This window comes from Pantoea sp. sgz302252 (assembly GCF_047713085.1).
Lineage (GTDB): Bacteria > Pseudomonadota > Gammaproteobacteria > Enterobacterales > Enterobacteriaceae > Scandinavium.
In genome coordinates this window covers 89,757-112,190 of the sequence record NZ_JBLFJW010000014.1, presented here as the reverse complement: position 1 = coordinate 112,190, position 22,434 = coordinate 89,757, and the positions used below count along the sequence as shown (strand labels likewise).

General features: G+C 54.3%; 24 protein-coding genes. 13 read left to right on the top strand and 11 right to left on the bottom strand.

The window, feature by feature from the left end:
• The first annotated feature begins 2 nt into the window (after window positions 1-2).
• Window positions 3-419, top strand: coding sequence for a hypothetical protein (locus ACLW56_RS12825; protein ID WP_330984155.1), 417 nt, complete (start codon window positions 3-5; stop codon window positions 417-419).
• Window positions 420-526: 107 nt separating this feature from the next.
• Here the strand turns inward: ACLW56_RS12825 and ACLW56_RS12820 are convergent, their stop codons facing one another.
• Together ACLW56_RS12820 and ACLW56_RS12815 are read right to left on the bottom strand one after the other, a co-directional pair.
• Window positions 527-1,624, bottom strand: a complete 1,098-nt coding sequence (locus tag ACLW56_RS12820; protein ID WP_330984154.1) for a branched-chain amino acid ABC transporter substrate-binding protein — start codon at window positions 1,622-1,624, stop codon at window positions 527-529.
• Between the two features lie 203 nt (window positions 1,625-1,827).
• Window positions 1,828-3,093 carry a 4-aminobutyrate--2-oxoglutarate transaminase gene (locus ACLW56_RS12815; RefSeq protein ID WP_330984153.1) on the bottom strand — a complete coding sequence of 422 codons (1,266 nt, stop codon included), beginning with the start codon at window positions 3,091-3,093 and terminating at the stop codon, window positions 1,828-1,830.
• A gap of 114 nt (window positions 3,094-3,207) precedes the next feature.
• Here ACLW56_RS12815 and ACLW56_RS12810 point away from each other — a divergent pair, with 114 nt between their 5' ends.
• Window positions 3,208-4,689 carry a PLP-dependent aminotransferase family protein gene (locus tag ACLW56_RS12810; protein WP_330984152.1) on the top strand — a complete coding sequence of 494 codons (1,482 nt, stop codon included), beginning with the start codon at window positions 3,208-3,210 and terminating at the stop codon, window positions 4,687-4,689.
• A 112-nt stretch (window positions 4,690-4,801) separates the two neighbouring features.
• Here the strand turns inward: ACLW56_RS12810 and rpoH are convergent, their stop codons facing one another.
• The 4 genes from rpoH to ftsY all read right to left on the bottom strand — a co-directional run bounded on the left by rpoH (window position 4,802) and on the right by ftsY (window position 9,030).
• Entirely contained in the window at window positions 4,802-5,656 is an 855-nt protein-coding gene (rpoH, locus tag ACLW56_RS12805; RefSeq protein WP_330984151.1) for an RNA polymerase sigma factor RpoH, read from the bottom strand.
• Window positions 5,657-5,925: 269 nt separating this feature from the next.
• Window positions 5,926-6,984, bottom strand: a complete 1,059-nt coding sequence (gene ftsX / locus ACLW56_RS12800; RefSeq protein WP_330984150.1) for a permease-like cell division protein FtsX — start codon at window positions 6,982-6,984, stop codon at window positions 5,926-5,928.
• Window positions 6,977-7,642, bottom strand: coding sequence for a cell division ATP-binding protein FtsE (ftsE, locus tag ACLW56_RS12795; RefSeq protein WP_330984149.1), 666 nt, complete (start codon window positions 7,640-7,642; stop codon window positions 6,977-6,979). Before ftsE ends, ftsX begins: the two co-directional genes overlap by 8 nt.
• A gap of 2 nt (window positions 7,643-7,644) precedes the next feature.
• Window positions 7,645-9,030, bottom strand: coding sequence for a signal recognition particle-docking protein FtsY (ftsY, locus tag ACLW56_RS12790; RefSeq protein WP_330984148.1), 1,386 nt, complete (start codon window positions 9,028-9,030; stop codon window positions 7,645-7,647).
• 147 nt (window positions 9,031-9,177) lie between these two features.
• Here ftsY and rsmD point away from each other — a divergent pair, with 147 nt between their 5' ends.
• Window positions 9,178-9,774 carry a 16S rRNA (guanine(966)-N(2))-methyltransferase gene (gene rsmD, locus ACLW56_RS12785; RefSeq protein WP_330984147.1) on the top strand — a complete coding sequence of 199 codons (597 nt, stop codon included), beginning with the start codon at window positions 9,178-9,180 and terminating at the stop codon, window positions 9,772-9,774.
• Window positions 9,764-10,036, top strand: coding sequence for a DUF1145 family protein (locus ACLW56_RS12780; RefSeq protein ID WP_330984146.1), 273 nt, complete (start codon window positions 9,764-9,766; stop codon window positions 10,034-10,036). The genes rsmD and ACLW56_RS12780 overlap by 11 nt, the downstream gene beginning before the upstream one ends.
• Window positions 10,037-10,092: 56 nt before the next feature.
• Here the strand turns inward: ACLW56_RS12780 and ACLW56_RS12775 are convergent, their stop codons facing one another.
• Entirely contained in the window at window positions 10,093-10,449 is a 357-nt protein-coding gene (locus tag ACLW56_RS12775; RefSeq protein WP_330984145.1) for a DUF2500 domain-containing protein, read from the bottom strand.
• Window positions 10,450-10,572: 123 nt separating this feature from the next.
• Between ACLW56_RS12775 and ACLW56_RS12770 the strand changes: the two genes are divergently transcribed.
• Both ACLW56_RS12770 and zntA read left to right on the top strand, forming a co-directional pair.
• Complete coding sequence (locus tag ACLW56_RS12770) at window positions 10,573-11,199, top strand: lysoplasmalogenase (RefSeq protein ID WP_330984144.1); 627 nt, start codon at window positions 10,573-10,575, stop codon at window positions 11,197-11,199.
• Between the two features lie 76 nt (window positions 11,200-11,275).
• A complete protein-coding gene (gene zntA / locus ACLW56_RS12765; protein ID WP_330984143.1) occupies window positions 11,276-13,474 on the top strand; it encodes a Zn(II)/Cd(II)/Pb(II) translocating P-type ATPase ZntA in 2,199 nt (732 codons plus the stop codon).
• A gap of 46 nt (window positions 13,475-13,520) precedes the next feature.
• Here the strand turns inward: zntA and ACLW56_RS12760 are convergent, their stop codons facing one another.
• The 4 genes from ACLW56_RS12760 to tusA all read right to left on the bottom strand — a co-directional run bounded on the left by ACLW56_RS12760 (window position 13,521) and on the right by tusA (window position 16,748).
• The gene (locus ACLW56_RS12760) at window positions 13,521-14,804 is read right to left on the bottom strand and encodes a TRAP transporter large permease (protein ID WP_330984142.1); all 1,284 of its coding nucleotides are present in this window, start codon (window positions 14,802-14,804) and stop codon (window positions 13,521-13,523) included.
• Between the two features lie 10 nt (window positions 14,805-14,814).
• Window positions 14,815-15,324, bottom strand: coding sequence for a TRAP transporter small permease (locus ACLW56_RS12755; RefSeq protein WP_330984141.1), 510 nt, complete (start codon window positions 15,322-15,324; stop codon window positions 14,815-14,817).
• Between the two features lie 21 nt (window positions 15,325-15,345).
• A complete protein-coding gene (locus ACLW56_RS12750; RefSeq protein WP_330984140.1) occupies window positions 15,346-16,329 on the bottom strand; it encodes a TRAP transporter substrate-binding protein in 984 nt (327 codons plus the stop codon).
• A 173-nt stretch (window positions 16,330-16,502) separates the two neighbouring features.
• The gene (gene tusA / locus ACLW56_RS12745; protein ID WP_330984139.1) at window positions 16,503-16,748 is read right to left on the bottom strand and encodes a sulfurtransferase TusA; all 246 of its coding nucleotides are present in this window, start codon (window positions 16,746-16,748) and stop codon (window positions 16,503-16,505) included.
• A gap of 293 nt (window positions 16,749-17,041) precedes the next feature.
• On the opposite strand from tusA, the gene ACLW56_RS12740 reads away from it, so the two are divergent.
• The 7 genes from ACLW56_RS12740 (at window position 17,042) to ACLW56_RS12710 (ending at window position 22,424) form a co-directional block, all read left to right on the top strand.
• Entirely contained in the window at window positions 17,042-17,707 is a 666-nt protein-coding gene (locus ACLW56_RS12740) for a 7-cyano-7-deazaguanine/7-aminomethyl-7-deazaguanine transporter (protein WP_330984138.1), read from the top strand.
• Between the two features lie 73 nt (window positions 17,708-17,780).
• Entirely contained in the window at window positions 17,781-18,338 is a 558-nt protein-coding gene (locus ACLW56_RS12735; RefSeq protein WP_330984137.1) for a DcrB family lipoprotein, read from the top strand.
• 283 nt (window positions 18,339-18,621) lie between these two features.
• On the top strand, window positions 18,622-19,671 hold the full coding sequence (locus ACLW56_RS12730) for an AI-2E family transporter (protein ID WP_330984136.1): 1,050 nt from the start codon (window positions 18,622-18,624) through the stop codon (window positions 19,669-19,671).
• Between the two features lie 352 nt (window positions 19,672-20,023).
• Window positions 20,024-20,416: a hypothetical protein gene (locus ACLW56_RS12725; RefSeq protein WP_330984135.1), complete on the top strand. Its 393-nt coding sequence runs from the start codon at window positions 20,024-20,026 to the stop codon at window positions 20,414-20,416.
• 212 nt (window positions 20,417-20,628) lie between these two features.
• Window positions 20,629-21,351: a beta-ketoacyl synthase chain length factor gene (locus ACLW56_RS12720; protein ID WP_330984134.1), complete on the top strand. Its 723-nt coding sequence runs from the start codon at window positions 20,629-20,631 to the stop codon at window positions 21,349-21,351.
• Complete coding sequence (locus ACLW56_RS12715) at window positions 21,330-22,133, top strand: lysophospholipid acyltransferase family protein (protein ID WP_330984133.1); 804 nt, start codon at window positions 21,330-21,332, stop codon at window positions 22,131-22,133. Before ACLW56_RS12720 ends, ACLW56_RS12715 begins: the two co-directional genes overlap by 22 nt.
• A gap of 33 nt (window positions 22,134-22,166) precedes the next feature.
• Window positions 22,167-22,424 carry a phosphopantetheine-binding protein gene (locus ACLW56_RS12710; RefSeq protein WP_330984132.1) on the top strand — a complete coding sequence of 86 codons (258 nt, stop codon included), beginning with the start codon at window positions 22,167-22,169 and terminating at the stop codon, window positions 22,422-22,424.
• The last annotated feature ends 10 nt before the right edge of the window (window positions 22,425-22,434 follow it).

The window sequence follows — 22,434 nt, the reverse complement described above, 5'->3', positions numbered from 1 at the left end:
ATGTGTTGCAGATTATTCATAATGAAATCACTTTAGCAATAACACCTTACGAGAAACTGATCAACACACCCGAAAAAGGGTTTTATCACGAATGGCTAAATTCGTATGTCGAGTTCAGTTCCAGAGGAATAAGTCTGAACACCAAATGGGATTGTTATGTCGGTGAGCTTGAGGAATTCCATGCCCAATTAATAAAACTCCGCGACAATAACATTGAAGACGAAATCATCTTTAGCCCGATGGACGGAATGATTACGCTGGCAGTGGGTAAAAACATTCAGCCAGACGAGCGCTATTATTTAAAATTCAAACTATCAACTGAAGTTCACTCTGATATTTATGTTGAGGGCACTATCGGAATGGATCAAACCTATATCCATGAATTTATTCAGGGCGTTTATCAGTTGATCCGTTACTGACTCTCCGGCCCTCTCCGAAAGGTTAGGAAGAAAACCAAACCGGCTCTGAACAGTCCCCTCTCCCTGTGGGAGAGGGTTAGGGAGAGGGGTCAACACTACACTTTCATTTATTTAGCGTCAGTCGCCGTGCCGTTCGCATGCCAGGTAAACACGCCGAACTCAAAGCCTTTCAGATCGCCTTTCTTATCCCAGGTCAGCGGGCCCATTACGGTATCGACTTTGTTGGCTTTCAGCCATTCCGCAATTTTCGCCGGATCGTCGCTCTGGTTCAGACCAGCAGACAGGGACTGCAGTGCCGCATAGGTGGTCCACACGAATGCACCGCTTGGATCTTGTTTCTTCGCCTTGATCGCATCCACGACTGGTTTGTTCGCAGGAACCTGATCGTAGTTCTTCGGCTTAGTCACCAGCAGGCCTTCAGCAGAATCGCCTGCAATGTTAGACAGAGACACGTTCGCCACGCCTTCTGGGCCCATGAACTGGGTTTTCAGACCGGCAGCACGAGCCTGACGCAGGATCTGGCCCATTTCAGGGTGGTAGCCACCGTAGTAAACGAAGTCGATATTTTCTTTCTTCAGGCGCGCCACCAGCGTGGAGAAATCTTTCTCGCCTGCGGTGATGCCGTCAAAGAACACCACGTTTGCTTTGCCTTTCAGCGCATCCTGGACGGAGCGAGCCAGGCCTTCGCCGTACTGCTGTTTGTCGTGCACAATCGCGATGCGCTTTGGCTTCACGGTGTTCAGAATATATTTTGCAGCGGTTGGGCCCTGGTCAGAATCGAGGCCGGTGGTGCGCAGGATCAGGTTATACCCACGCGCGGTCAGCTCTGGTGCCGTTGCCGCTGGGGTGATCATCAGAATACCTTCGTCTTCATAGATATCAGACGCAGGCTGAGTGGAAGAGGAGCACAGGTGGCCGATAACGTACTTGATGCCATCGTTAACCACTTTGTTCGCCACTGCTACAGCTTGTTTCGGGTCGCAGGCATCGTCATATTTTACGATAGTGAGTTTTTCGCCTTTGATCCCGCCTTTAGCATTAATATCAGCAACAGCCTGTTCAGCCCCAGTGAACTCCTGATCGCCATACTGCGCTACCGGGCCGGACATGGCGCCAACAACGGCAACTTTAATATCCGCCTGTGCCATGGTGCTGAATGCCAAGGCCATACATCCTGCCAGCAACGCTTTACCCTTCATTTTCATCCTGAGATTCCCCATTGTGATGGTGATTGATTTTGTTGTGATGTTGTTATGTGGCGCTTTATTTCATTATTCGGTCTGCCGCACGCGCTTTTACAGCATACTCTGCTAAAACATACCCGATTTTTTCTCTTTTGGAACCAGAAATTTGAGGGTTATGTAACAGAATCGTGACAAAAAAAGGCGCTCCGAAGAGCGCCGAGCCATTAGCGGCTGAGGGAGTGTCGAATAATGTCCAGCGCCTTACGGAACTGCGCTTCAGGAATGGTGAGAGGGTAAAGGAAACGGATCACGTTGCCGTACACGCCGCAGCTCAGCAGCAGCAGGCCTTCTTTCATCGCCTTCTCCTGCACCTGTTTGGTGAATTCAGGCGACGGCGCGCCGGTCTGCGGATCGTTAAACTCAACAGCCACCATAGAACCTTGCGCACGAACGTCAACGATGTAAGGACAATCGGCTTTGGCATTGTTCAGCACTTCAACCAGGTGGTGGCCCAGTTCAGAAGCGCGTGAGCACAATTTTTCTTCGTCAATGATATCCAGCACTGCATGAGCGGATGCCACAGCCAGTGGGTTACCGGCATAAGTTCCGCCTAAACCACCCGGCGCAGGCGCGTCCATCACGTCCGCACGGCCCGCCACCGCTGAAAGCGGCATGCCGCCTGCCAGGCTTTTCGCCATGGTCATCAGGTCTGGCTTAACGTCGTAGTGTTCCATCGCAAACAGTTTGCCGGTACGGGCGAAACCGGTCTGCACTTCGTCGGCAATCAGCAGAATGCCGTGGGTATCGCACAGTTTACGCAGGCCCTGCATAAAATCAGCCGGAGCCACGTTGAAGCCGCCTTCACCTTGCACAGGCTCAAGGATGATGGCCGCAACCTGATCCGGCGCGATATCCGCTTTGAAAATACGATCCAGACTTTTCAGTGCATCTTCAGTGGTCACACCATGCGCGGCGTTAGGATACTGACCGTGATAAACAGAACCCGGGAACGGGCCAAAACCGATTTTGTACGGTGCCACTTTGCCGGTCAGCGCCATGGTCATAAAAGTACGGCCGTGGAAACCACCGCCAAAAGTGATAAGCCCTGGACGCCTGGTGTAAGCACGCGCGATTTTCACGGCGTTCTCAACCGCTTCCGCACCCGTAGAGAAGAAAGCAGTTTTCGCCGGGCCATTCACTGGCACGCGAGCGTTGATGCGTTCTGCCAGCGACACATAGCTTTCGTAAGGCACGATTTGGTAGGCCGTGTGGGTGAATGCCTGAAGCTGTTTTTCAATCGCCGCTACAATTTTCGGATGGCGATGGCCGGTGTTCAGCACCGCAATCCCCGCAGCGAAGTCGATAACTTCATTGCCTTCAACATCCCACAGCGTCGCGTTCTCTGCTTTTTCGGCGTAGAAGCCACACATGACGCCAATTCCACGCGGTGTCGCCTGCAAACGGCGCTGATTCAGTTCATTGTTTTTCATCGACCTTACCCCATCACAGATTCGTTTGTGTTAACAACTTTGAAACATGTGATAGTTTTACTGCCTGAGCGGTCCTATAATCGAGTACCAGTTTTGAATAATTGAGGGATCCAATTGCGTTCTTTAGTGTGCGATCTCCTGCAACTGCGTCTGGATGAACAGCCCGACGATAAATTGCACCGGAAGCTGTATAACGCCGTCCGCCTGTCGATCCTCGACGGCAGCCTGCCGCCACAAAGCCGTTTGCCCCCTTCCCGCGATCTGGCAAGCCAACTGAAGTTGTCACGCAATACGGTGCTGACCGTGTACGAACAATTGCTGGCAGAGGGCTATATCGTTTCCCGCTCCGGTAGCGGCACCTTTGTCGCCCAGACGGTACCCGATGCGCTGCTTTTTGCGACGGGTACACAGGAAGATCCCGGTAGCGATGTGCGCAGCATTAGCTTTTCAGAACGTGGTCAGGCATTGCTGGCGCACAGCAGCGCCAGCCCTCGCCAGTGGGGCGCATTCCTTCCCGGCGTGCCTGACGTGAACGAGTTCCCTCATGTGCTTTTACGTAAAATCCACACCCGAGTGAGTCGCAAACCACAGGCGGTGCAGCTTTCTTACAGCCCTTCCGGCGGCAGCCAGGCGCTGCAACAGGCATTAATGGAGTATTTACGCGTGGCGCGATCGGTGCGCTGCACGCCAGATCAAATCCTGGTCACCGAAGGCATTCATCAGGCCATCGATTTAGTTTCGAGGATGCTCTGTAACCCAGGCGATAGCGCGTGGATTGAAGAACCCGCCTATTGGGGCATTCGTAACGTGCTGCAGATGAACGGCGTACAGCTGCAGGCGGTGGATGTCGACCTCAGCGGCATGAACCCGCCAGAACCCGGTAACACGCCGCCAAGGCTGATTTTCGTCACGCCTTCGCATCAATACCCGCTGGGTTGCGTGATGAGCCTCGAGCGCCGTCAGCGCCTGCTTGCGCTCGCACGTCAGACCGGAAGCTGGATTGTGGAAGATGATTACGACAGTGAGTTTCGCTTCTCCGGCCAGCCGATCCCAGCCCTGCAAGGCCTGGTGGAAGATGCGCCGGTGATTTACATCGGCACGTTCAGCAAGACGATGTGGCCGGGGATGCGCCTCGGTTACGTGGTGCTTCCCCGCCCCTTAGCGCAGTCGTTGCGCATCGCTCATACCGAGCTGTATCGCAGCGGGCGTCTGCTCGATCAGGAAACACTGGCGCTGTTTATCCGCGAAGGGCATTACACCGCGCATATTCGCCGGATGCGCCTGCTGTATGCTCGTCGTCGCCAGAAACTCGCCGGGCTTATCACGGATTATCTGGGCAAAGAGGCTCTCAGCGAATTTAACGATAATGCAGGGCTGCATCTGGTGCTGAAACTGGATGCGGAGTGTGACGATGTGGCGCTAGCGAAAAAAGCCAATGAGAAGGGTGTGCTGGTGCGTCCGCTTTCACGTTACTACCTGAATAAAGCCACACAGCGTGGTCTGTTAATGGGCTTTGCGGCGATGCGTGAGGAAGAAATGGAGGGCGCTTTTAAGGTGTTGGTGGGGTGTATAAAAAACGAAAGCCCGAGGGAATAAACCTTCGGGCTTCTCTTTGGCGTCGGGTGGCGGCTTCGCCTGACCCGACCTACGCGTTGCATTGCTTTTGTAGGCCGGGTAAACGAAGTGCCACCCGGCAAAAAAACAATGTTTAGGCCTCAATCGCCATACGCAGTTTTTTCATCGCGTTCTTTTCGAGCTGACGGACACGTTCGGCGGACACGCCATAACGATCGGCCAGTTCCTGCAGCGTGGACTTGTTGTCTTCGTCCAGCCAGCGGGCGCGGATAATGTCCTGACTGCGTTCGTCCAGACCTTCCATCGCATGCGTCAATTTGTTGGCAGCCTGCTCTTCCCAGTTATCGTCCTCGATGCCATCGGCAAAGTTAGACGTTTTATCCTGCAGATAGAGCACAGGTGCGACGGATTGGCTTTCGGAATCATCATCAGACGACATATCAAATGCCATGTCCTGTGCGGACATTCGTGATTCCATTTCACGCACGTCTTTGCTGGTCACGCCCAGCTCACGTGCCACCATTTCGACTTCGTCCTGATTAAACCAGCCCAGACGCTGCTTGGTTTTACGCAGGTTAAAGAACAACTTACGCTGTGCTTTGGTGGTCGCGACTTTCACGATACGCCAGTTACGCAGAACGTATTCATGAATCTCAGCCTTGATCCAGTGCACGGCAAACGACACCAGACGCACACCCACTTCAGGGTTGAAGCGGCGCACGGCTTTCATCAGGCCGATGTTACCTTCCTGAATCAGGTCTGCCTGCGGCAGGCCGTAGCCCGAGTAGTTACGAGCAACATGAACGACAAAGCGCAGGTGAGACAGGATCAGCGTCTTAGCTGCTTCCAGATCGCCCTGGTAATGCAGCTTTTCCGCCAGCGCCCGTTCTTCATCAGCCGTCAACATCGGCCATGCGTTTGCCGCCCGGATGTAGGAATCCAGGTTGCCAACAGGGGCTAAAGCTAAAGTTTGCATATCTTTGGTCATTCAAATCCTCTCAATTCTTTCTCTTCTGCTGCTTCGTCCCTCTAAGAGGCAACAAGCATGCCAGAAATTTTGAGCAACGAGGTTAGCATTCACTTCTTTTATCAGACAGTGATGTTATCCACAAGTTCCATGCAACGCCGTGAATAGATTACGCACAAAATGTGACACCACGCTGATGATACTGGGGAACAGGGAAAGCGGATGGGTTTTTGAAACTCTCCCTGCGAACAGGAACATTTACAGCAGGGAGAGAGTATATCAGAAATTTATTACTCTGGCGTAAAGTGGCGTAAATGTTGAACTGTCGCCAGCCAGGCGGCTACCCAGCCGATCATCGAGCAGACAATCAGCATCAGCAGGCACTCATCGAAACCTAAGCCACTGAGTTCAAACTGAGTACCAAACACCTTCGCCACTTCCGTCACCGCCGAAGACAAACGCAGTACCAGAATTTCAGACAGGATCAGCGACAGAAACGCCCCTGAGAATCCTAATAAAGCTCCACCGTACAGGAACGGACGCAGGATGAAACCATCTGTCGCGCCAATCAGTTTCTGCACGTTAATGGTGTCACGCCGTGCGAAGATACTCAGACGCACGCTGTTGCCGATAACGAGGAACACCGCCGCTATCATCAACACGCCGATCATCGCCGACACGCGTCCCACCAGCCCGGTGATAGAAGCCAGGCGCGCAAACCAGCTATCGTCCATACGCACTTCGTCCACACCCTGAATGCGCGACACCCGGTCACGCAGGCTGTTGAGCGAATCAGTTCCCTGGAAATCCAGCTTAGGAATAACCACCGCAACGGCTGGCAGCGGGTTTTCTTCCAGCATGTCGAGCGCACCGCCAAAGCCGGACCAGTTGCGGAATTCGCCCAGCGCTTCGTCACGTGAGAGATAATTCACCTTATCCACGCCCTGCTCGGCCTGAAGCTGCCCCACCACTTTTGCGGCGGCATCATCATCAAGCGTTTTTTCCAGATAGACCGTGATTTGCGGCGACGGGTAATACTGCGACGCTGCGGCATTCACGTTCTTGTAAACCATGTAGCACACGCTAGGCAGCGTCAGGGAGATAGCGATCACCATCACCGTCAGGAACGTCGCAATCGGTTTGCTTTTTAAGTCCTGCAACGCGCCGTGGAAGGCGTAACGCACCTGCTCGTTGAACACGTTGGTTTTGCGTGAGTTCGGTTTTGGCGAGGATTTTGCGCGTTTTGGCACATTGCCGCCGCGGTTACCGCCGCCGCTCGCCGAGTTACGCAGCCGATCAAAGCGGTTGCCGAACTGGCGAATCTGATTCATCGCTTCGCGTTTATTCACCGTAGCCTCCGTGCAAATGCCCGTCACTGAGGGTTAGCATGCGGTACGAACGGCTGGAGATAAGCCCCAGGTCGTGCGTCGCCATCAGCACCGTTACCCCCACGCGGTTGAACTCTTCAAACAGGCGCAGGATGCCTTCCGACAGCGCCTCATCAAGGTTACCGGTCGGTTCGTCCGCCAGCAGTACCGCCGGTTTGTTCACCACCGCACGAGCAATGCCCACGCGCTGCTGTTCACCGCCGGAGAGCTGAATCGGGAGGTTTTTCGCTTTGTCGAGCAGCCCGACCTTATCCAGCGCCGCCGACACGCGACGACGGATGTCATCCCCGCTGGCGCCCGCGATGATCAGCGGGATAGCCACGTTATCGTAAACGGTCCGGTCCATCAGCAGATGGTGATCCTGGAAAATCATGCCAATCTGACGACGCAGAAACGGCACTTCCCGGTTTTTCAGGCGACTAATGTCATGCCCGCTAAACCAGATTTTCCCGGTACTTGGACGCTCGATACCGCAGATAAGCTTCAGCAGGGTACTTTTCCCTGCCCCGGAATGGCCGGTCAGAAAGGCCATCTCACCCGGCTGCAGCTGGAAGTTAATCCCCTGCAGCGCTTGTCTCCCACCGAGATAGGCTTTGCTGACTTGTTCAAAGCGAATCATTGTTAATCCTCTCGGGCAAAAAGTGCCTCAATAAAATCGTCCGATTTGAAGGGACGCAAGTCTTCGATACGTTCGCCAACGCCAATGTAGCGGATCGGAATGCCAAACTGATCGGCCACCGAGAAGATAACGCCACCCTTGGCGGTCCCGTCCAGTTTAGTCAAGGTAATGCCGGTCAGCCCAACGGCTTCATGGAACAGCTTCGCCTGGCTGATGGCGTTCTGCCCGGTGCTGGCATCAATTGTCAGCATGATTTCGTGCGGCGCTTCTTCGTCCAGTTTTTTCATCACGCGGACGATTTTCTTCAGTTCTTCCATCAGGTGCGATTTGTTCTGCAAACGCCCTGCGGTATCGGCAATCAGCACATCCACGTTGCGCGCTTTCGCGGCCTGAATGGCATCGAAAATCACGGAAGCGGAATCTGCGCCAGTGTGCTGAGCAATCACCGGAATGTCGTTGCGCTGGCCCCAAACCTGAAGCTGCTCAACGGCTGCCGCACGGAAGGTATCGCCCGCCGCCAGCATCACGGATTTGCCCTGCTGCTCAAACTGACGCGCCAGCTTGCCAATGGTCGTGGTTTTACCCACCCCGTTGACGCCAACCATCAGGATAACAAACGGGGTTTTGCCTTCAATATTAAGCGGTTCATCCACTTTTGCGAGGATTTCGCTCATCTCATCTTTCAGCAGCCCGTACAGCGCTTCTGCATCGCGCAATTGCTTACGGCTCGCGCCTTCGGTCAGATTAGCGATAATTTTGCGCGTCGTTTCGACGCCCACGTCGGCAATCAGCAGCTGTTCTTCCAGCTCTTCAAACAGATCATCATCGATTTTCTTGCCGCGGAACAAGCTGATAAATCCGGAACCAAGATTTTCTTTTGTTTTCAGCAGGCTGCGCTTAAGACGAACGAAGAAACTTTCTTTCGTCGGCTTCTCTTGCTCCTGGAGTGGCGCTTCCACGGCAGCGTCTTCTGGCTCATCAAGAACCTGTTCTTCTGCTTCTGCCGCAGCCAATGCCTGAGCTTCCAGCTCTTCGTCGGTCAGTTCGTCGTCTTCGGCAATCTCTTCCTCAGCCACAGGCTGATGCGCTACAACGACTTCTTCTGCGACAGGCTCCGGCTCGATAACCGGCTGAGGTTTTTCGCTTTCGATGATCTCTTCGGTCACGTCGACCACGTCATCGGCGAACGCTTCAGTCTCTTCTTTGCTGTGTGCGGACGTGTCTGCTTCAGGCTCAGCAATCTGCTCCACAACCTCTTCAACAGCAGGCTCGACGGGCGTTTGCTCAACGTCTGTCCGTTGCTGTTCGGCTTCCTGCTGCGGCTGTTCCTGTTCTTTCTGTCCAAAACCCAGCCAGGAGAAAAAGCCTTTCTTTTTGTTTTTTGCCATCGGCGACCACACTCTTCGCTGTTGACTCCCGGCACCGCGTCACCGCTATGTACATGGAAGCTAAAAAAATGATGAAATAGTCTATCACTTTACTTAACGCGCATCACCGCCCTGGAAGAGTAATCCAGCACTGAGCTGAAGAACGCTATGAAAAAACCAAATCACAACGGCAGCGGTCAGATCCGCATTATAGGCGGGCAATGGCGAGGCCGTAAGCTCCCGGTGCCCGACAGCCCTGGCCTGCGCCCAACCACAGACCGCGTGCGTGAGACGCTATTTAACTGGCTTGCCCCGCATATGGTCGACGCGCGTTGCCTGGATTGTTTCGCTGGCAGCGGCGCTTTAGGGCTTGAAGCGCTATCCCGTTATGCCGGAAGCACCACCCTGCTGGAGATGGAGCGTCACGTCGCGCAACAGTTACAAAAAAACCTCGCCACGCTGAAAGCCAGCCATGCGCAGGTGGTTAACACTAACACGTTAACCTTCCTCGCCCAGCCTGGCACGCCGCATGACGTGGTATTTATTGACCCGCCGTTCCGTAAAGGCTTGCTGGAAGAAACGTTAAGTTTGTTGGAAAAAAATGGCTGGCTGGCAGACGACGCGCTGATTTACGTCGAAAGCGAAGTGGAAAATGGCCTGCCGCCCGTCCCCGCGCACTGGGATTTACACCGCGAGAAAGTGGCCGGTCAGGTGGCTTATCGTCTTTATCATCGTGAAGCACAAGGAGAACACAATGCTGCTTAATCTGGGCCGCCTGCTGATGCTTTGCGTCTGGGCCTTTCTGGTGCTGAATCTGGTGCACCCTTTCCCACGCCCGCTGAATATTTTCGTCAACGTGGCGCTGATTTTTATGGTGCTGATGCACGGCATGCAAATGGCGCTGCTGAAATCCACGATGCCAAAAGATGGCCCGCAGATGACTCGCGGCGAGCAAATCCGCATCTTCCTGTTTGGGGTGTTTGAATTGATCGCCTGGCAGAAGAAGTTAACGCCGAAGAAGAAGTGATTTATTGCCGGATGGCTCGATTGCCGGGTGGCGCTGACGCTTACCCGGCCTACGTCTTATTCAGGCACGAACTCAACGAACTGCGAGCCCTTGTAACTCAAGGTGCCTTTATCGCCGACGGTTATCTGGTGATATTCTTTTTCTTCCACGCGGAAGGTCACTTCCAGCCCGCCCGTTTGCGGCCTGAAACTCACTTCATAGCGCATATCACTGCCCGCAGGGGTCACAATTTGCTGGCGAGAACGCCGGTCGTTAATCACTTTCTCGCGTTTGTTGCTCACCACCACCTGCTTTTGCAGCAAAGGCGCGGCCTGGTTATCCATCTTTTCACGACGCTGCTGCACGAAGCGAAACGAGGCTGCAATCACGATAATCGCCACCACAACCACAAAAAAGAGCGGCATCTTACTCATTGAACTATCCCATCAGATTTGGCGGAAATCAGGATACCTTGCCTTCACTGCCATTGCCATCTGCCTGCTGGCACCACTACACTGAAACCAGAGAGTGCTTATTAGACAATACAAGGATTTACTATGCTTTGGTCTTTCATTGCAGTCTGTTTGTCCGGCTGGTTGTATGTGGATGCATCTTATCGTGGGCCCGTCTGGCAACGCTGGGTGTTCAAACCTGTCACCCTGATTTTGCTCCTGCTGCTTGCCTGGCAAGCGCCGATGTTCAACGCCATCAGTTATCTGGTGCTCGCGGGCCTTTGTGCTTCGCTGATTGGGGATGCACTCACGCTGCTTTCGCGTGAACGGCTGCTGTATGCCATCGGCGCTTTTTTCCTGTCTCATTTGCTCTATACCATCTGGTTTGCCAGCCAGATGACGCTGTCGTTTTTCTGGCCGCTGCCGTTGGTGCTGCTGGTGATTGGCGCGGTGTTGATTGCCGTTATCTGGTCGCGCCTTGAAGAGCTACGCCTGCCCGTTTGCACCTTCATCGCCATGACGCTGGTGATGGTGTGGCTGGCGGGTGAGCTGTGGTTCTTCCGCCCTGTCGATACTGCGCTTTCCGGCTTCCTGGGTGCAACGCTGCTGCTGATCAGCGATATCGTCTGGCTGGGCAGTCACTACCGCCGCCGCTTCCGTGCCGACAGCGCTCTGGCGTCCGCCTGCTACTTCGCCGGGCACTTCCTGATCGTCCGCGCCCTGTATCTTTAAAAGCCCTTGACTCTGGAGTCGACTCCAGAGTGTATCCTTCGGTTAATGAGAAAATTATCATTAACCGGAGGGTGCCATGGCGTCACCAGAATCTGACCACAAAAACGTCCCGCAATTTTCCACCCTGCGCTTCGCACCTGCTGCTGCTGAGAAAGAAACCTGCTGCTGCGATGCTGACTGCACGGATAATACTGCGCCAGTGGAAGACACAACCGGCAACCGCTTTAGCTGGAATGTCAGCGGCATGGACTGTGCCGCCTGCGCGCGAAAAGTCGAAAACGCCGCCCGTCAGGTTGCTGGCGTCAATCACGTCCAGGTGATGTTTGCCACCGAGAAACTGGTGGTCACAGCCAACGCCAACGTACGCCCTCAAATTGAAAAAGCAGTCAGTGCGCTCGGCTACAGCCTGCAAAGCGAAGATTCGCCGCAGGAAGCGGCAACGCCAGCCTGGCGGGAAAATCTGCCGCTGATAGCGCTTATGGTGATGATGGCAGTCAGTTGGGGGCTGGAACAACTGAACCATCCGGCCGGGCAACTGGCGTTTATTGTCACCACCCTGGTCGGGCTATTCCCGATTGCCCGTCAGGCGTTACGCCTGATAAAAAACGGCAGCTGGTTCGCCATTGAAACCCTGATGAGCGTTGCCGCCCTCGGCGCGCTGTTTATCGGGGCTACCGCTGAAGCAGCCATGGTGCTGCTGCTGTTTCTGATTGGTGAACGCCTTGAAGGCTGGGCCGCAAGCCGCGCGCGTAAAGGCGTCAGCGCGTTGATGGCCCTGAAACCCGAAACGGCGGTGCGCTTGCGTAACGGCGAACGAGAAACTGTCGCCCAGCGTGATTTGCGCCCTGGCGATGTCATTGAAGTTGCCGCAGGCGGGCGCTTGCCAGCCGACGGCACGCTGATTTCGCCTTTCGCCAGCTTTGATGAAAGCGCGTTGACCGGTGAATCCGTTCCCGTGGAGCGTAATGCAGGCGAAAAAGTTGCGGCAGGCGCCACCAGCGTTGACCGTCTGGTGCAGTTGACCGTTGTCTCTGAACCCGGAGACAGCGCCATCGACCGCATCCTGCGCCTGATTGAAGAAGCCGACGAACGCCGAGCCCCCATTGAGCGCTTCATCGACCGCTTCAGCCGAATTTATACCCCGGCGATCATGCTCGTCGCCCTGCTCGTCGCCATTGTCCCGCCTCTGTTCTTTGCAGCCGAATGGATGCCGTGGATCTACAAAGGCCTGACGCTGCTGCTGATTGGCTGCCCTTGTGCACTGGTGATTTCCACGCCTGCAGCGATCACCTCGGGTCTGGCGGCGGCAGCGCGTCGTGGTGCGTTGATTAAAGGCGGTGCGGCACTTGAACAACTTGGACGTGTTCGCCAGATTGCCTTTGATAAAACAGGCACCCTCACCGTCGGCAAACCGAAAGTGACGTCAATAGTGGCGACAGGTGCTGTTGATGAGGATGCGTTGCTTGCCCTCGCAGCCGCCGTTGAACAAGGGTCGAGCCACCCATTGGCACAGGCCATTTTGGCCGAAGCGCAGGCTCGTGGGTTGACGATAGCACAAGCCAGTCATCAAAGAGCATTGGCTGGCTCAGGCATTGAGGCTGAAGTGGAAGGCCAGCGCGTGCTGATTTGCGCCGCAGGAAAATTCAACGCGACTGGTTTTGAAGAACAAATCCAGCAATTAGAAAGCGCCGGGCAAACGGTGGTGCTGGTTGTACGCAACGAAGCGCTGCTGGGGATTATCGCCCTGCGCGATACCTTGCGGGAAGACGCACGAGAAGCCGTTGCGGCCCTGCATCAGCTTGGCGTACAAGGCGTGATCCTGACGGGTGATAACCCGCGAGCAGCCGCAGTTATCGCTAAAGAATTGGATCTGGACTATCGGGCAAGTTTGCTGCCGGAAGACAAAGTGAAGGAAGTCAGCAAGCTGAATGCCAGTGAACCGCTGGCGATGGTCGGCGACGGCATCAACGATGCACCCGCCATGAAAGCCGCCACCATCGGCATTGCAATGGGCAGCGGAACCGACGTGGCACTGGAAACCGCCGATGCCGCCCTGACAGGCAACCGCCTGACCGGCCTGGCGCAAATGATTGCCCTCGCCCGCGCCACGCACGCCAACATCCGGCAGAACATCGCCATCGCGTTAGGGCTGAAAGGGATTTTCCTCGTCACCACGCTGCTCGGCATCACCGGCCTGTGGCTGGCCGTGCTGGCCGACACAGGCGCAACGGTGTTAGTGACGGCGAATGCTTTGCGGTTATTACGACGGAAATAAGTTCTTCACGACCGGGCAAGCCAAAGTGCCGCCCGGCCGTGTAAAACTACATCCCCAATACGTGAGGTAGCCAGAGCGAAATCGCCGGGATGTAAGTCACCATTCCCAGCACCAGCAACAACATGCCGTAAAAGGGCAGCATGGCGCGAACCACAGTTTCTATCTTCTGCTTGCTGACCGCACTCGCCACAAACAGCACTGATCCTACCGGTGGTGTTATCAGGCCGATCCCAAGGTTCACCATCATGATCATGCCGAAATGCACCGGATCAATGCCCAGCGAATTGGTGACGGGCAATAATACTGGCGTAAGGATCAGGATGATGGGTGCCATATCCATCAGGGTGCCAATCAGCAGCAGCATGACGTTCAGGTACATCAGGATCACGTATTTGTTGCTTGAGAGCGACGTGAAGAATTCAGTGATGCGAACCGGCAACTGCATATAGGTCATCACCGCGCCAAAGGCGGCGGCAAAACCAATCAGGATCATCACGATACTGACCGTTTTCACCGTGCGGTACATCAGTTTTGGCAGTTCACTCCACCGGTAATCCCGGTAGATAAACATGGTCACGAAGAACGCCCACAGGCAGGCTACTGCCGCAGATTCCGTGGCGGTGAAAATACCGGAAAGGATCCCGCCCAGAATGATAACCACCGTCATCAGCCCCCACAGCGCGTCCACGAAGATTTTCACCGCCTGTTTAAACGGGATCACTTCGCCTTTCGGGTAGCCCCGCTTGTGGGCAAAGCCAAGGCACATCACCATCAGGCATACGCCTAACAGCAATCCTGGCAATACCCCCGCGATGAACAGTGTGGCAATCGACACCGTACCGCCTGCCGCAAGGGAATAAATCACCGAGTTGTGGCTGGGTGGAATAAGTATCGCCTGCACCGACCCGCTTGCCGTCACCGCCGCCGCATATTCCCGTGGATAGCCTTTCTTCTCCATCTCCGGGATCATCACGCTACCGATTGAAGCGGTGTCCGCCACTGAAGAGCCTGAGATAGCACCGAAGAATGTGGAAGCCACAATATTCACCAGCGACAGCCCGCCGCGAATAAAGCCGACGAACAGGTAAGCAAAATTGACCAGCCTTCTGGCAATACCGCCTTCGGCCATAATGGCCCCGGCCAGAATAAAGAACGGGATCGCCAGCAGCGTGAATTTATTCACCCCGCTGGTTATCTGAATCATCAGTGCTTCAAGCGGTAAATCAATCCACAGTGCCCCAGCCACGGCGCTTAACCCCACAGCAAAAGCTACCGGCATGCCGAGAGCCAGTAAAATGGCTAGGGTAAACAGTAAGATAAATGCGTCCATCAGAAAGTCCTCAGCCGTGGTTACCGATAAGCACGACCGGACGATTCTCCTGGGAACCGTACAGCAGACGCTCGATCACAAACAGAATCAGGACTGCCGATCCCACAGGCAACGGCAGGTACGTTTCACCAGACGTGAGCAGCGGAAACTCGGCAACGGGTTGCTCCCAGAGATCCGCACACAGCCAGGCGCTGTACCAGAACATGATCCCGGTTATCAGCAGCATTAAGAGATCAACCAGCCGCGCAGCGACTTTCTGCAACGCGGCAGGTAAACGATCGGTCAGCATGTTCACCGCAATGTGCGCCCCCGCCCGGTACCCCACCGCCGCACCGATAAACGTAAACGTCACCATGCAGATAATCGCCACCGGCTCAGGCCAGGATTCCCCTCGGTTCAGCACATAGCGAGAGAAAATCCCAATCGGGATAACCACCGTCATCATCAACAGCGCCGCACCTGCTACCCACATCGCCAGCATGTACACCTTGTCCATCAGTCGACAAAATTGCTCAGACATATGTCCTCCGTCAGGCAGGAATTACTGAACGTCGGCGATGGCTTTCATCAGATCCTGGTGCTTCTCGCCATAGGCTTTGCGCACCGGTTCTGTCGCCTGCACAAAATAAGCTTTATCGATGGTATGGAACTGCACGCCACCTGCTTTCATTTTCTCCAGCGCTTGCTGGTTGTAGGCATTCCACAGTTCACGCTGTTCCATTTGTGCTTCACGAGCCAGGGTCAGGATTTTTTGCTGTTGGTCTGCGTTCAGCTTGTCCCATTTCACTTTGGAATAGAGCAGCATTTCCGGGGTGATGAAGTGGCCGCTGAGGGTGTAGTTTTTCGCCACCGGCATATAGTTATGCGCGATAAAGGTCGGTGGATTGTTCTCCGCGCCGTCAATGACCCCGGTTTGCATGCCGCTGTAAACTTCACTTACGCCCATCGCCACGGCGTTTGCGCCCATGTCTTTGAGGGTATCGATGGCCACCGGGCTGCCCTGTACGCGGATTTTCATCCCCTTCAGATCTTCCGGTTTCACCACCGGCTGTTTGGTGATGAGGTTACGCGTGCCGGAGTCCATCCAGCCGAGAAACACCAGCTTTGATTTCGGGTTGTTGGTGAGCTTGTCACCAATCTGTTTGCCAATATCACCGTCGATCACCTTATGCATATGATCTTCATCGCGGAACACATACGGCAATGTGAAAGCCTCTACGTCAGGCAGGATCGCCGCCACCGGAGCCATCGACACACGGATCATGTCGATCGCCCCCATTTGCGCCTGCTCAATCATTTGTTTTTCATCACCCAGCACGCCGCCCGGAAAGACTTTGATTTCCAGGTCGCCATGGGTTTGCTGCTTGAGCTTTTCGCCCATATGCTGCACTGCGACCACGTTCGGATACCCTTCCGGGTGAACATCAGCGGCACGGATGGTTTGCGCGCAAACCAGGGAAGAGAAGCAGAGCGTGGCGCTGGACAGGCATAAGGCGGCCACAAATGGCTTTACGGTCATTTTCATCGGTCGTCTCCAGAGGAATTAGTAAAACGCTGTTTTATTTTTGCGTTTAAAAAGTAGCCTGGAGAGAACAATGGGACGGTGAGAGGGGTCACAAAAGAAACAATAATGAAACGACAGTTTAACGATTTGATAACGATAGTTCAGGGCAGATCACAGAATCTGCCCTCACGTACTCAGTGGTTTTTACGAATCAAATACTGATAAGGCAGGCTGTCGGTTTGCTGAGCAATCAGCTCGTGCTCCATGAAACGACAAAAACCCGGAATATCGCGGGTGGTGGCCGGATCGTCGGCGATAATCAGAAGGGTTTCGCCAACAGGCATGGTGCGTACGGTTTTACGCACCATCATTACCGGCTCAGGGCAACGCAGGCCCTGTGCATCCAAAGTGTGGTCCGCCGCAGAAAAAAGCTCGCTCATGGTGTACTCAGTTAGTCAAAAAAACCGCCCTAGTTTACCGCCACCGTTTTGTGACGCAAGGCAGGTTAACGGTTGCGTGAAAATTAGACATTGCAAAGCGCATCAAACGCAGTATCATGCGGCGGTTTTTATGCCCGTCATACTTCAAGCCGCAGGTGCGTTGGCTGCACTCCCTCACCCCAGTCACTTACTTAAGTAAGCTCCTGGGATGAGCTCCCTTGCCGCCTTCCTGCGACTCGAATTATCTAGGGCAATTTGGGTTCCCTCACCCCAACCACTAAAAAGGTCACAATATGACGTCGTTTACTCAAACTCAGCGCGTAAAAGCGTTGTTCTGGCTTTCGCTTTTTCATTTGCTGGTGATCACCTCCAGTAACTATCTGGTTCAACTGCCGGTCTCCATTTTTGGTTTTCACACCACCTGGGGCGCATTCAGTTTTCCCTTTATCTTCCTCGCTACCGATCTCACTGTGCGTATCTTTGGCGCGCCGCTTGCCCGCAAGATTATTTTCGCGGTCATGGTGCCTGCCCTGCTGATTTCGTATGTCGTCTCTTCCCTGTTTTACATGGGTGAATGGCAAGGTTTTGCCGCATTGGGCAGCTTTAACCTGTTCGTGGCGCGTATCGCGGCAGCAAGTTTTATGGCCTATGCGCTGGGGCAAATCCTCGACGTTGGCGTGTTCAACCGCCTGCGCCAAAGCCGCCACTGGTGGCTGGCACCCACAGCTTCCACGCTGTTCGGCAACATCAGCGATACCGTCGCTTTCTTCTTCATCGCTTTCTGGCGCAGCACCGACCCCTTTATGGCGACGCACTGGAAAGAAATCGCGCTGGTCGATTACAGCTTTAAGGTGCTTATCAGCATCGTCTTCTTCCTGCCGATGTACGGCGTGCTGCTCAATATGCTGTTGAAAAAGCTGGCAGATAAGTCTGAAATCCGGGCTTTTCAGCACGGTTAAGAGTTCATTACACAGGTTGTGATAAGATAGCCGGATGTGCCATTAATGGCCGTTTATCGAAAGGAAGATGTCAATGCGCAATTTGGTGAAATATGTCGGTATTGGCCTGCTGGTGATGGGTCTTGCCGCCTGTGATAACAGCGACAGCAAAGCCCCTGCACAGGGCGCATCCGCTGAGAGCAATGCAGCGGCTCAGCCAGTGAGTCTGCTGGATGGCAAACTCAGTTTCTCCCTGCCAGCCGATATGACCGACCAGAGCGGCAAACTGGGCACTCAGGCCAACAACATGCACGTCTACTCTGACGCCACCGGCCAGAAAGCGGTGATTGTGATTGTCGGCGACAACACCAATGAAGATTTGGGTGTCCTGGCTCAGCGTCTGCAAGAACAACAGCGCGGTCGCGATCCACAGCTGCAAGTTGTGACCAACAAATCCATCGAGCTGAAAGGCCACACCCTGCAGCAGCTCGACAGCATTATTTCAGCCAAAGGCCAGACCGCTTACTCCTCCGTTGTGCTGGGTAAAGTGGACAACAAACTGCTGACCCTGCAAATCACCCTGCCTGCTGACGATCAGCAGAAAGCGCAGACCGCAGCGGAAAACATCATCAATACCATCGTCATCAACTAACACAGTCTGCTGACGACAAGGCCCCCGGTTTCGCGACCGGGGGCTTTTTTTTTGTTTCATCGCAAATAAGCGTGAACACATGTGACATCAGCGCTCATGCCGGGTGGCGGCTTCGCCTTACGCCGGCCTACGGATTGTCGCTTTTGTAGGCCTGGCAAGCGTAGCGCCGCCGGGCAATTTACAGCCAAAAAAGGTTCATCGGGCTTCCTTCGGCTTCGCTTTCGGATAGTTACCCCGCAGCAACGCACTACACTTAATGCCGATAGCTGATAAGGAAAGCACCATGAATACATCTGCCGCTGATAAAGCGGGCCTGCATATTTTGTTAAAACTTGCCTCACTGGTGATCATCCTCGCCGGGATCCACGCCGCCGCCGACATTATTGTTCAGCTCTTACTGGCACTGTTTTTCGCCATTGTTCTCAATCCTTTAGTCACCTGGTTTATTCGCCGCGGCGTGTCGCGCCCGGTTGCGATTAGCATTGTGGTGTTCGTGATGCTGTGCGTACTCACCGCCCTGTTTGGCGTGCTGGCGGCGTCAAGCAATGAATTTATTGCCATGCTGCCGAAGTACAACAAAGAGCTGACCCACAAGCTGCTCGCCCTGCAGGATTCGCTGCCATTTCTGCCTATGCACATGTCGCCAGAGCGCATGTTGCAGCGTATTGATTCCGACAAAATGATGACCTTCGCCACCACCATGATGACCGGGCTTTCCGGGGCGATGGCGAGCATTGTCCTGCTGGTGATGACCGTGGTGTTTATGCTATTTGAGGTGCGTCATGTGCCTTACAAACTGCGGTTCGCGCTGGTGAATCCGCAGATTCATATCGCGGGTTTGCACCGCGCACTGAAGGGCGTTTCGCATTATCTGGCGCTGAAAACGCTGATCAGCCTGTGGACGGGGGTGATCGTCTGGCTGGGTCTGGTGCTGCTTGGCGTGCAGTTTGCGCTGATGTGGGGCGTGCTGGCCTTCTTGCTGAACTACGTGCCCAACATTGGCTCGGTGATTTCGGCTATTCCGCCGATGATTCAGGCTTTCTTGTTTAACGGCGGGTATGAATGCCTGCTGGTTGGCGCGCTGTTTTTGGCGGTGCATATGGTGCTGGGCAACATCGTCGAGCCACGAATGATGGGCCACCGGTTGGGAATGTCGACCCTGGTGGTGTTCTTGTCGTTGCTGGTCTGGGGATGGCTGCTGGGCCCGGTCGGCATGCTGCTGTCCGTTCCGCTCACCAGCGTGTGCAAAATCTGGATGGAAACCACCAAAGGCGGCAGCAAGCTGGCGATTTTGTTGGGGCCAGGGCGACCGAAAAGCCGGCTTCCCGGATAGCCCGCGGAAAGAAATAAAACTACCTGTTCAGGTGGTTTTATTTTCCATTAGCCCAGAAATTAATAATCACCTAACTAAAACCCACCTTAATAAACTTTAAAATTTGCGTCATCAGCATTAAGCAGCATATTAACAGCCATTCTTGTTGCAGCGCAGCACACACTCACTTATCATTTTACAACCCGCTATCATTGGCAACTGGGGATTAATAAAAGAAGACTTTATTAACCCTAAAATAATGAGAAAATCGCCAGTCATGAGCAATGGGTACATTTCCACCGGCCGTTGATAAAAGGTTTGGATATTGCCGGGTTTAATAACGCATCGATTCAGGTATGGAATGGAGTTATTGATGAAAAAGTTAGTGAAATGGTTTGCTGCCGCACTGATGGTCGGCGTGATGGCTGGCTGTGTTTCCCGTACTGAGCCCATTGATACCGTGCAAAGCCCGGTTGCCAGTGGCCACACTGAAGCCCAGGTTCGCGCCGCTATTTTAAAAGCCGGTCTGAACCGCCAGTGGATTATGACCGATGCAGGTCCAGGGGTAATTAAAGGCCGCCAGCAGGCTCGCGACCATACTGCCAATATTATCGTGCAGTATTCTGCCAACAGTTACCTCATCAAATATGACAGCAGCATCAATCTGATGGCATCCGGCGGACAAATCCACCGCAACTACAATCGCTGGGTACATAACCTGGATAAAGATATTCAGCTTTATCTCTCTACCGGCGCACAATTGTAATCCAGATAAGATGAATATCGGGCCTTGTGGGGCCGATATTCATCCCCAGACCGAAGCCATTTGTGAGTTTAAGACCACTCTGCCTTATCTCTGATCGCTTACGCATCAATAACATTGTAGGATGTAAACGCAAAGAACAATATGCCACGTGAATACATCAATAATAAGTGGCATCACTCTGGTTAACGTACTGATAGCTCAGGCCCGTACCGATGAAATACTCATTAACCCTAACCGACTGGCAGGCCCGCGCGCCTGGCTTAAGTGCCCCAGCCCACTGGCTCGACTGGGCACGCAGCGCAGGCGAGATAGAGTCTTCTGCCCCGCAAGGCAAACTGACTGCGTTGCCGATGATGACGGCTCGTCGTCTTAGCTCCGGCAGCAAGCTGGCGGTGGAATGCGGCCTGTCGATGCTGCAACAGCACGCCGTTGATGCCGTGCTCTACACCAGCCGTCACGGCGAGCTTGAGCGCAACTACCGTATTCTGGAAGCACTGGCAAAGCAACAGCCAGTTTCCCCCACGGATTTTGCCCTGTCGGTGCACAACTCCGCCGTCGGCAATCTGACTATCGTCGCGCAGCAACCGATTGTTTCGTCTTCTCTTTCAGCCGGGAAAGATACCTTCCAGCAGGGGTTGCTGGAGGTCGTCAGTCTGCTTCAGGCGGGATACAAACGGGTGTTAATGGTTGATTTTGACGGCGCAGTGCCTGCGTTTTATCACCAGGACTTGCAGGCCAATACGCCAACGTGGGCCTACGCGGCAGCGTTCGTGTTTGAAGCCGGAAATCAGCTCTGCTGCACCACACAGGCCGGTGGCGATGATGCAGAAAGCGGATTACCGCAAAGCCTGACTTTCCTGCGTCATTATTTGAATCAGGACAGGGAATTTACCGTCAGCGGCGAAGTCACCCAATGGTGCTGGAGCCACGCATGAAGGCGGTCAGTTCACCGTTCAATCGCGTCTGGCGCATCTTCGCCACCGGATTTTGCTTTTCACTGTTCGGCCTCGGCGGCCTGCTGCTTTCGCTGATTTGGTTCAACATCCTGCTGGTGTTGGTGCGTAACAGTACGCGCCGTCGCCGTATCGCCCGTCGCAGTATCTCGGCCAGCTTTCGCTTTTTCCTGTGGGTGACCAAAGTGATGGGCGTGCTGGATTACCATTTTCACGACGAAGCGATCCTGCAAAAAGAGCGCGGCTGCCTGGTGATTGCCAACCATCCTTCGCTGCTCGATTACGTCCTGATCGCCTCGGTGATGCCCGAAACTGACTGCATGGTGAAAAGCTCGCTGCTACGAAACCCGTTTATGAGCGGGGTTATTCGCAGCGCTAACTATCTGATTAACAGCGAAGCCGACAGCCTGCTGCCCGCCTGCGAAGAACGTCTGGCACGAGGCGACACCATTTTGATTTTCCCGGAAGGCACCCGCACGCGCGTGGGTGAACCGATGACGCTGCAACGCGGCGCCGCCAATATTGCCGTCCGCTGCTCCAGCGATGTCCGGATTGTGACGATTCGCTGTAGCCAACGTATGCTGGATAAACAAAGCCAGTGGTATGATGTGCCATCGGTAAAACCGCTGTTCGACGTGACGGTCGGCGAGCGTATCACCATCAGCGGTTTTTATGATGCAAACTTACAAGAACCGGCCCTGGCCGCACGCCAGCTCAACCGGCTGTTTTTGTCTCAATGGCAAAAGACAGACCCGGAAACATGACCGGGAACGCACCTTCTTTGGCAGGAGTTAATGATGCAAGCCCTTTATCTTGAACTCAAAAATCTCATTATTCAGACCCTGAATCTTGATGAATTGTCAGCGGATGATATCGACACCGATGCCCCTCTCTTTGGCGATGGCTTAGGCCTGGATTCCATTGATGCGCTCGAGCTTGGGCTCGCGGTGAAAAATCAGTATGGCGTGGTGCTTTCAGCAGAAAGCGAAGAGATGCGTCAGCATTTCTACTCCGTTGCCACACTGGCGTCCTTTATCAGCGCTCAGCGCGCCTGAAGACGAGTCC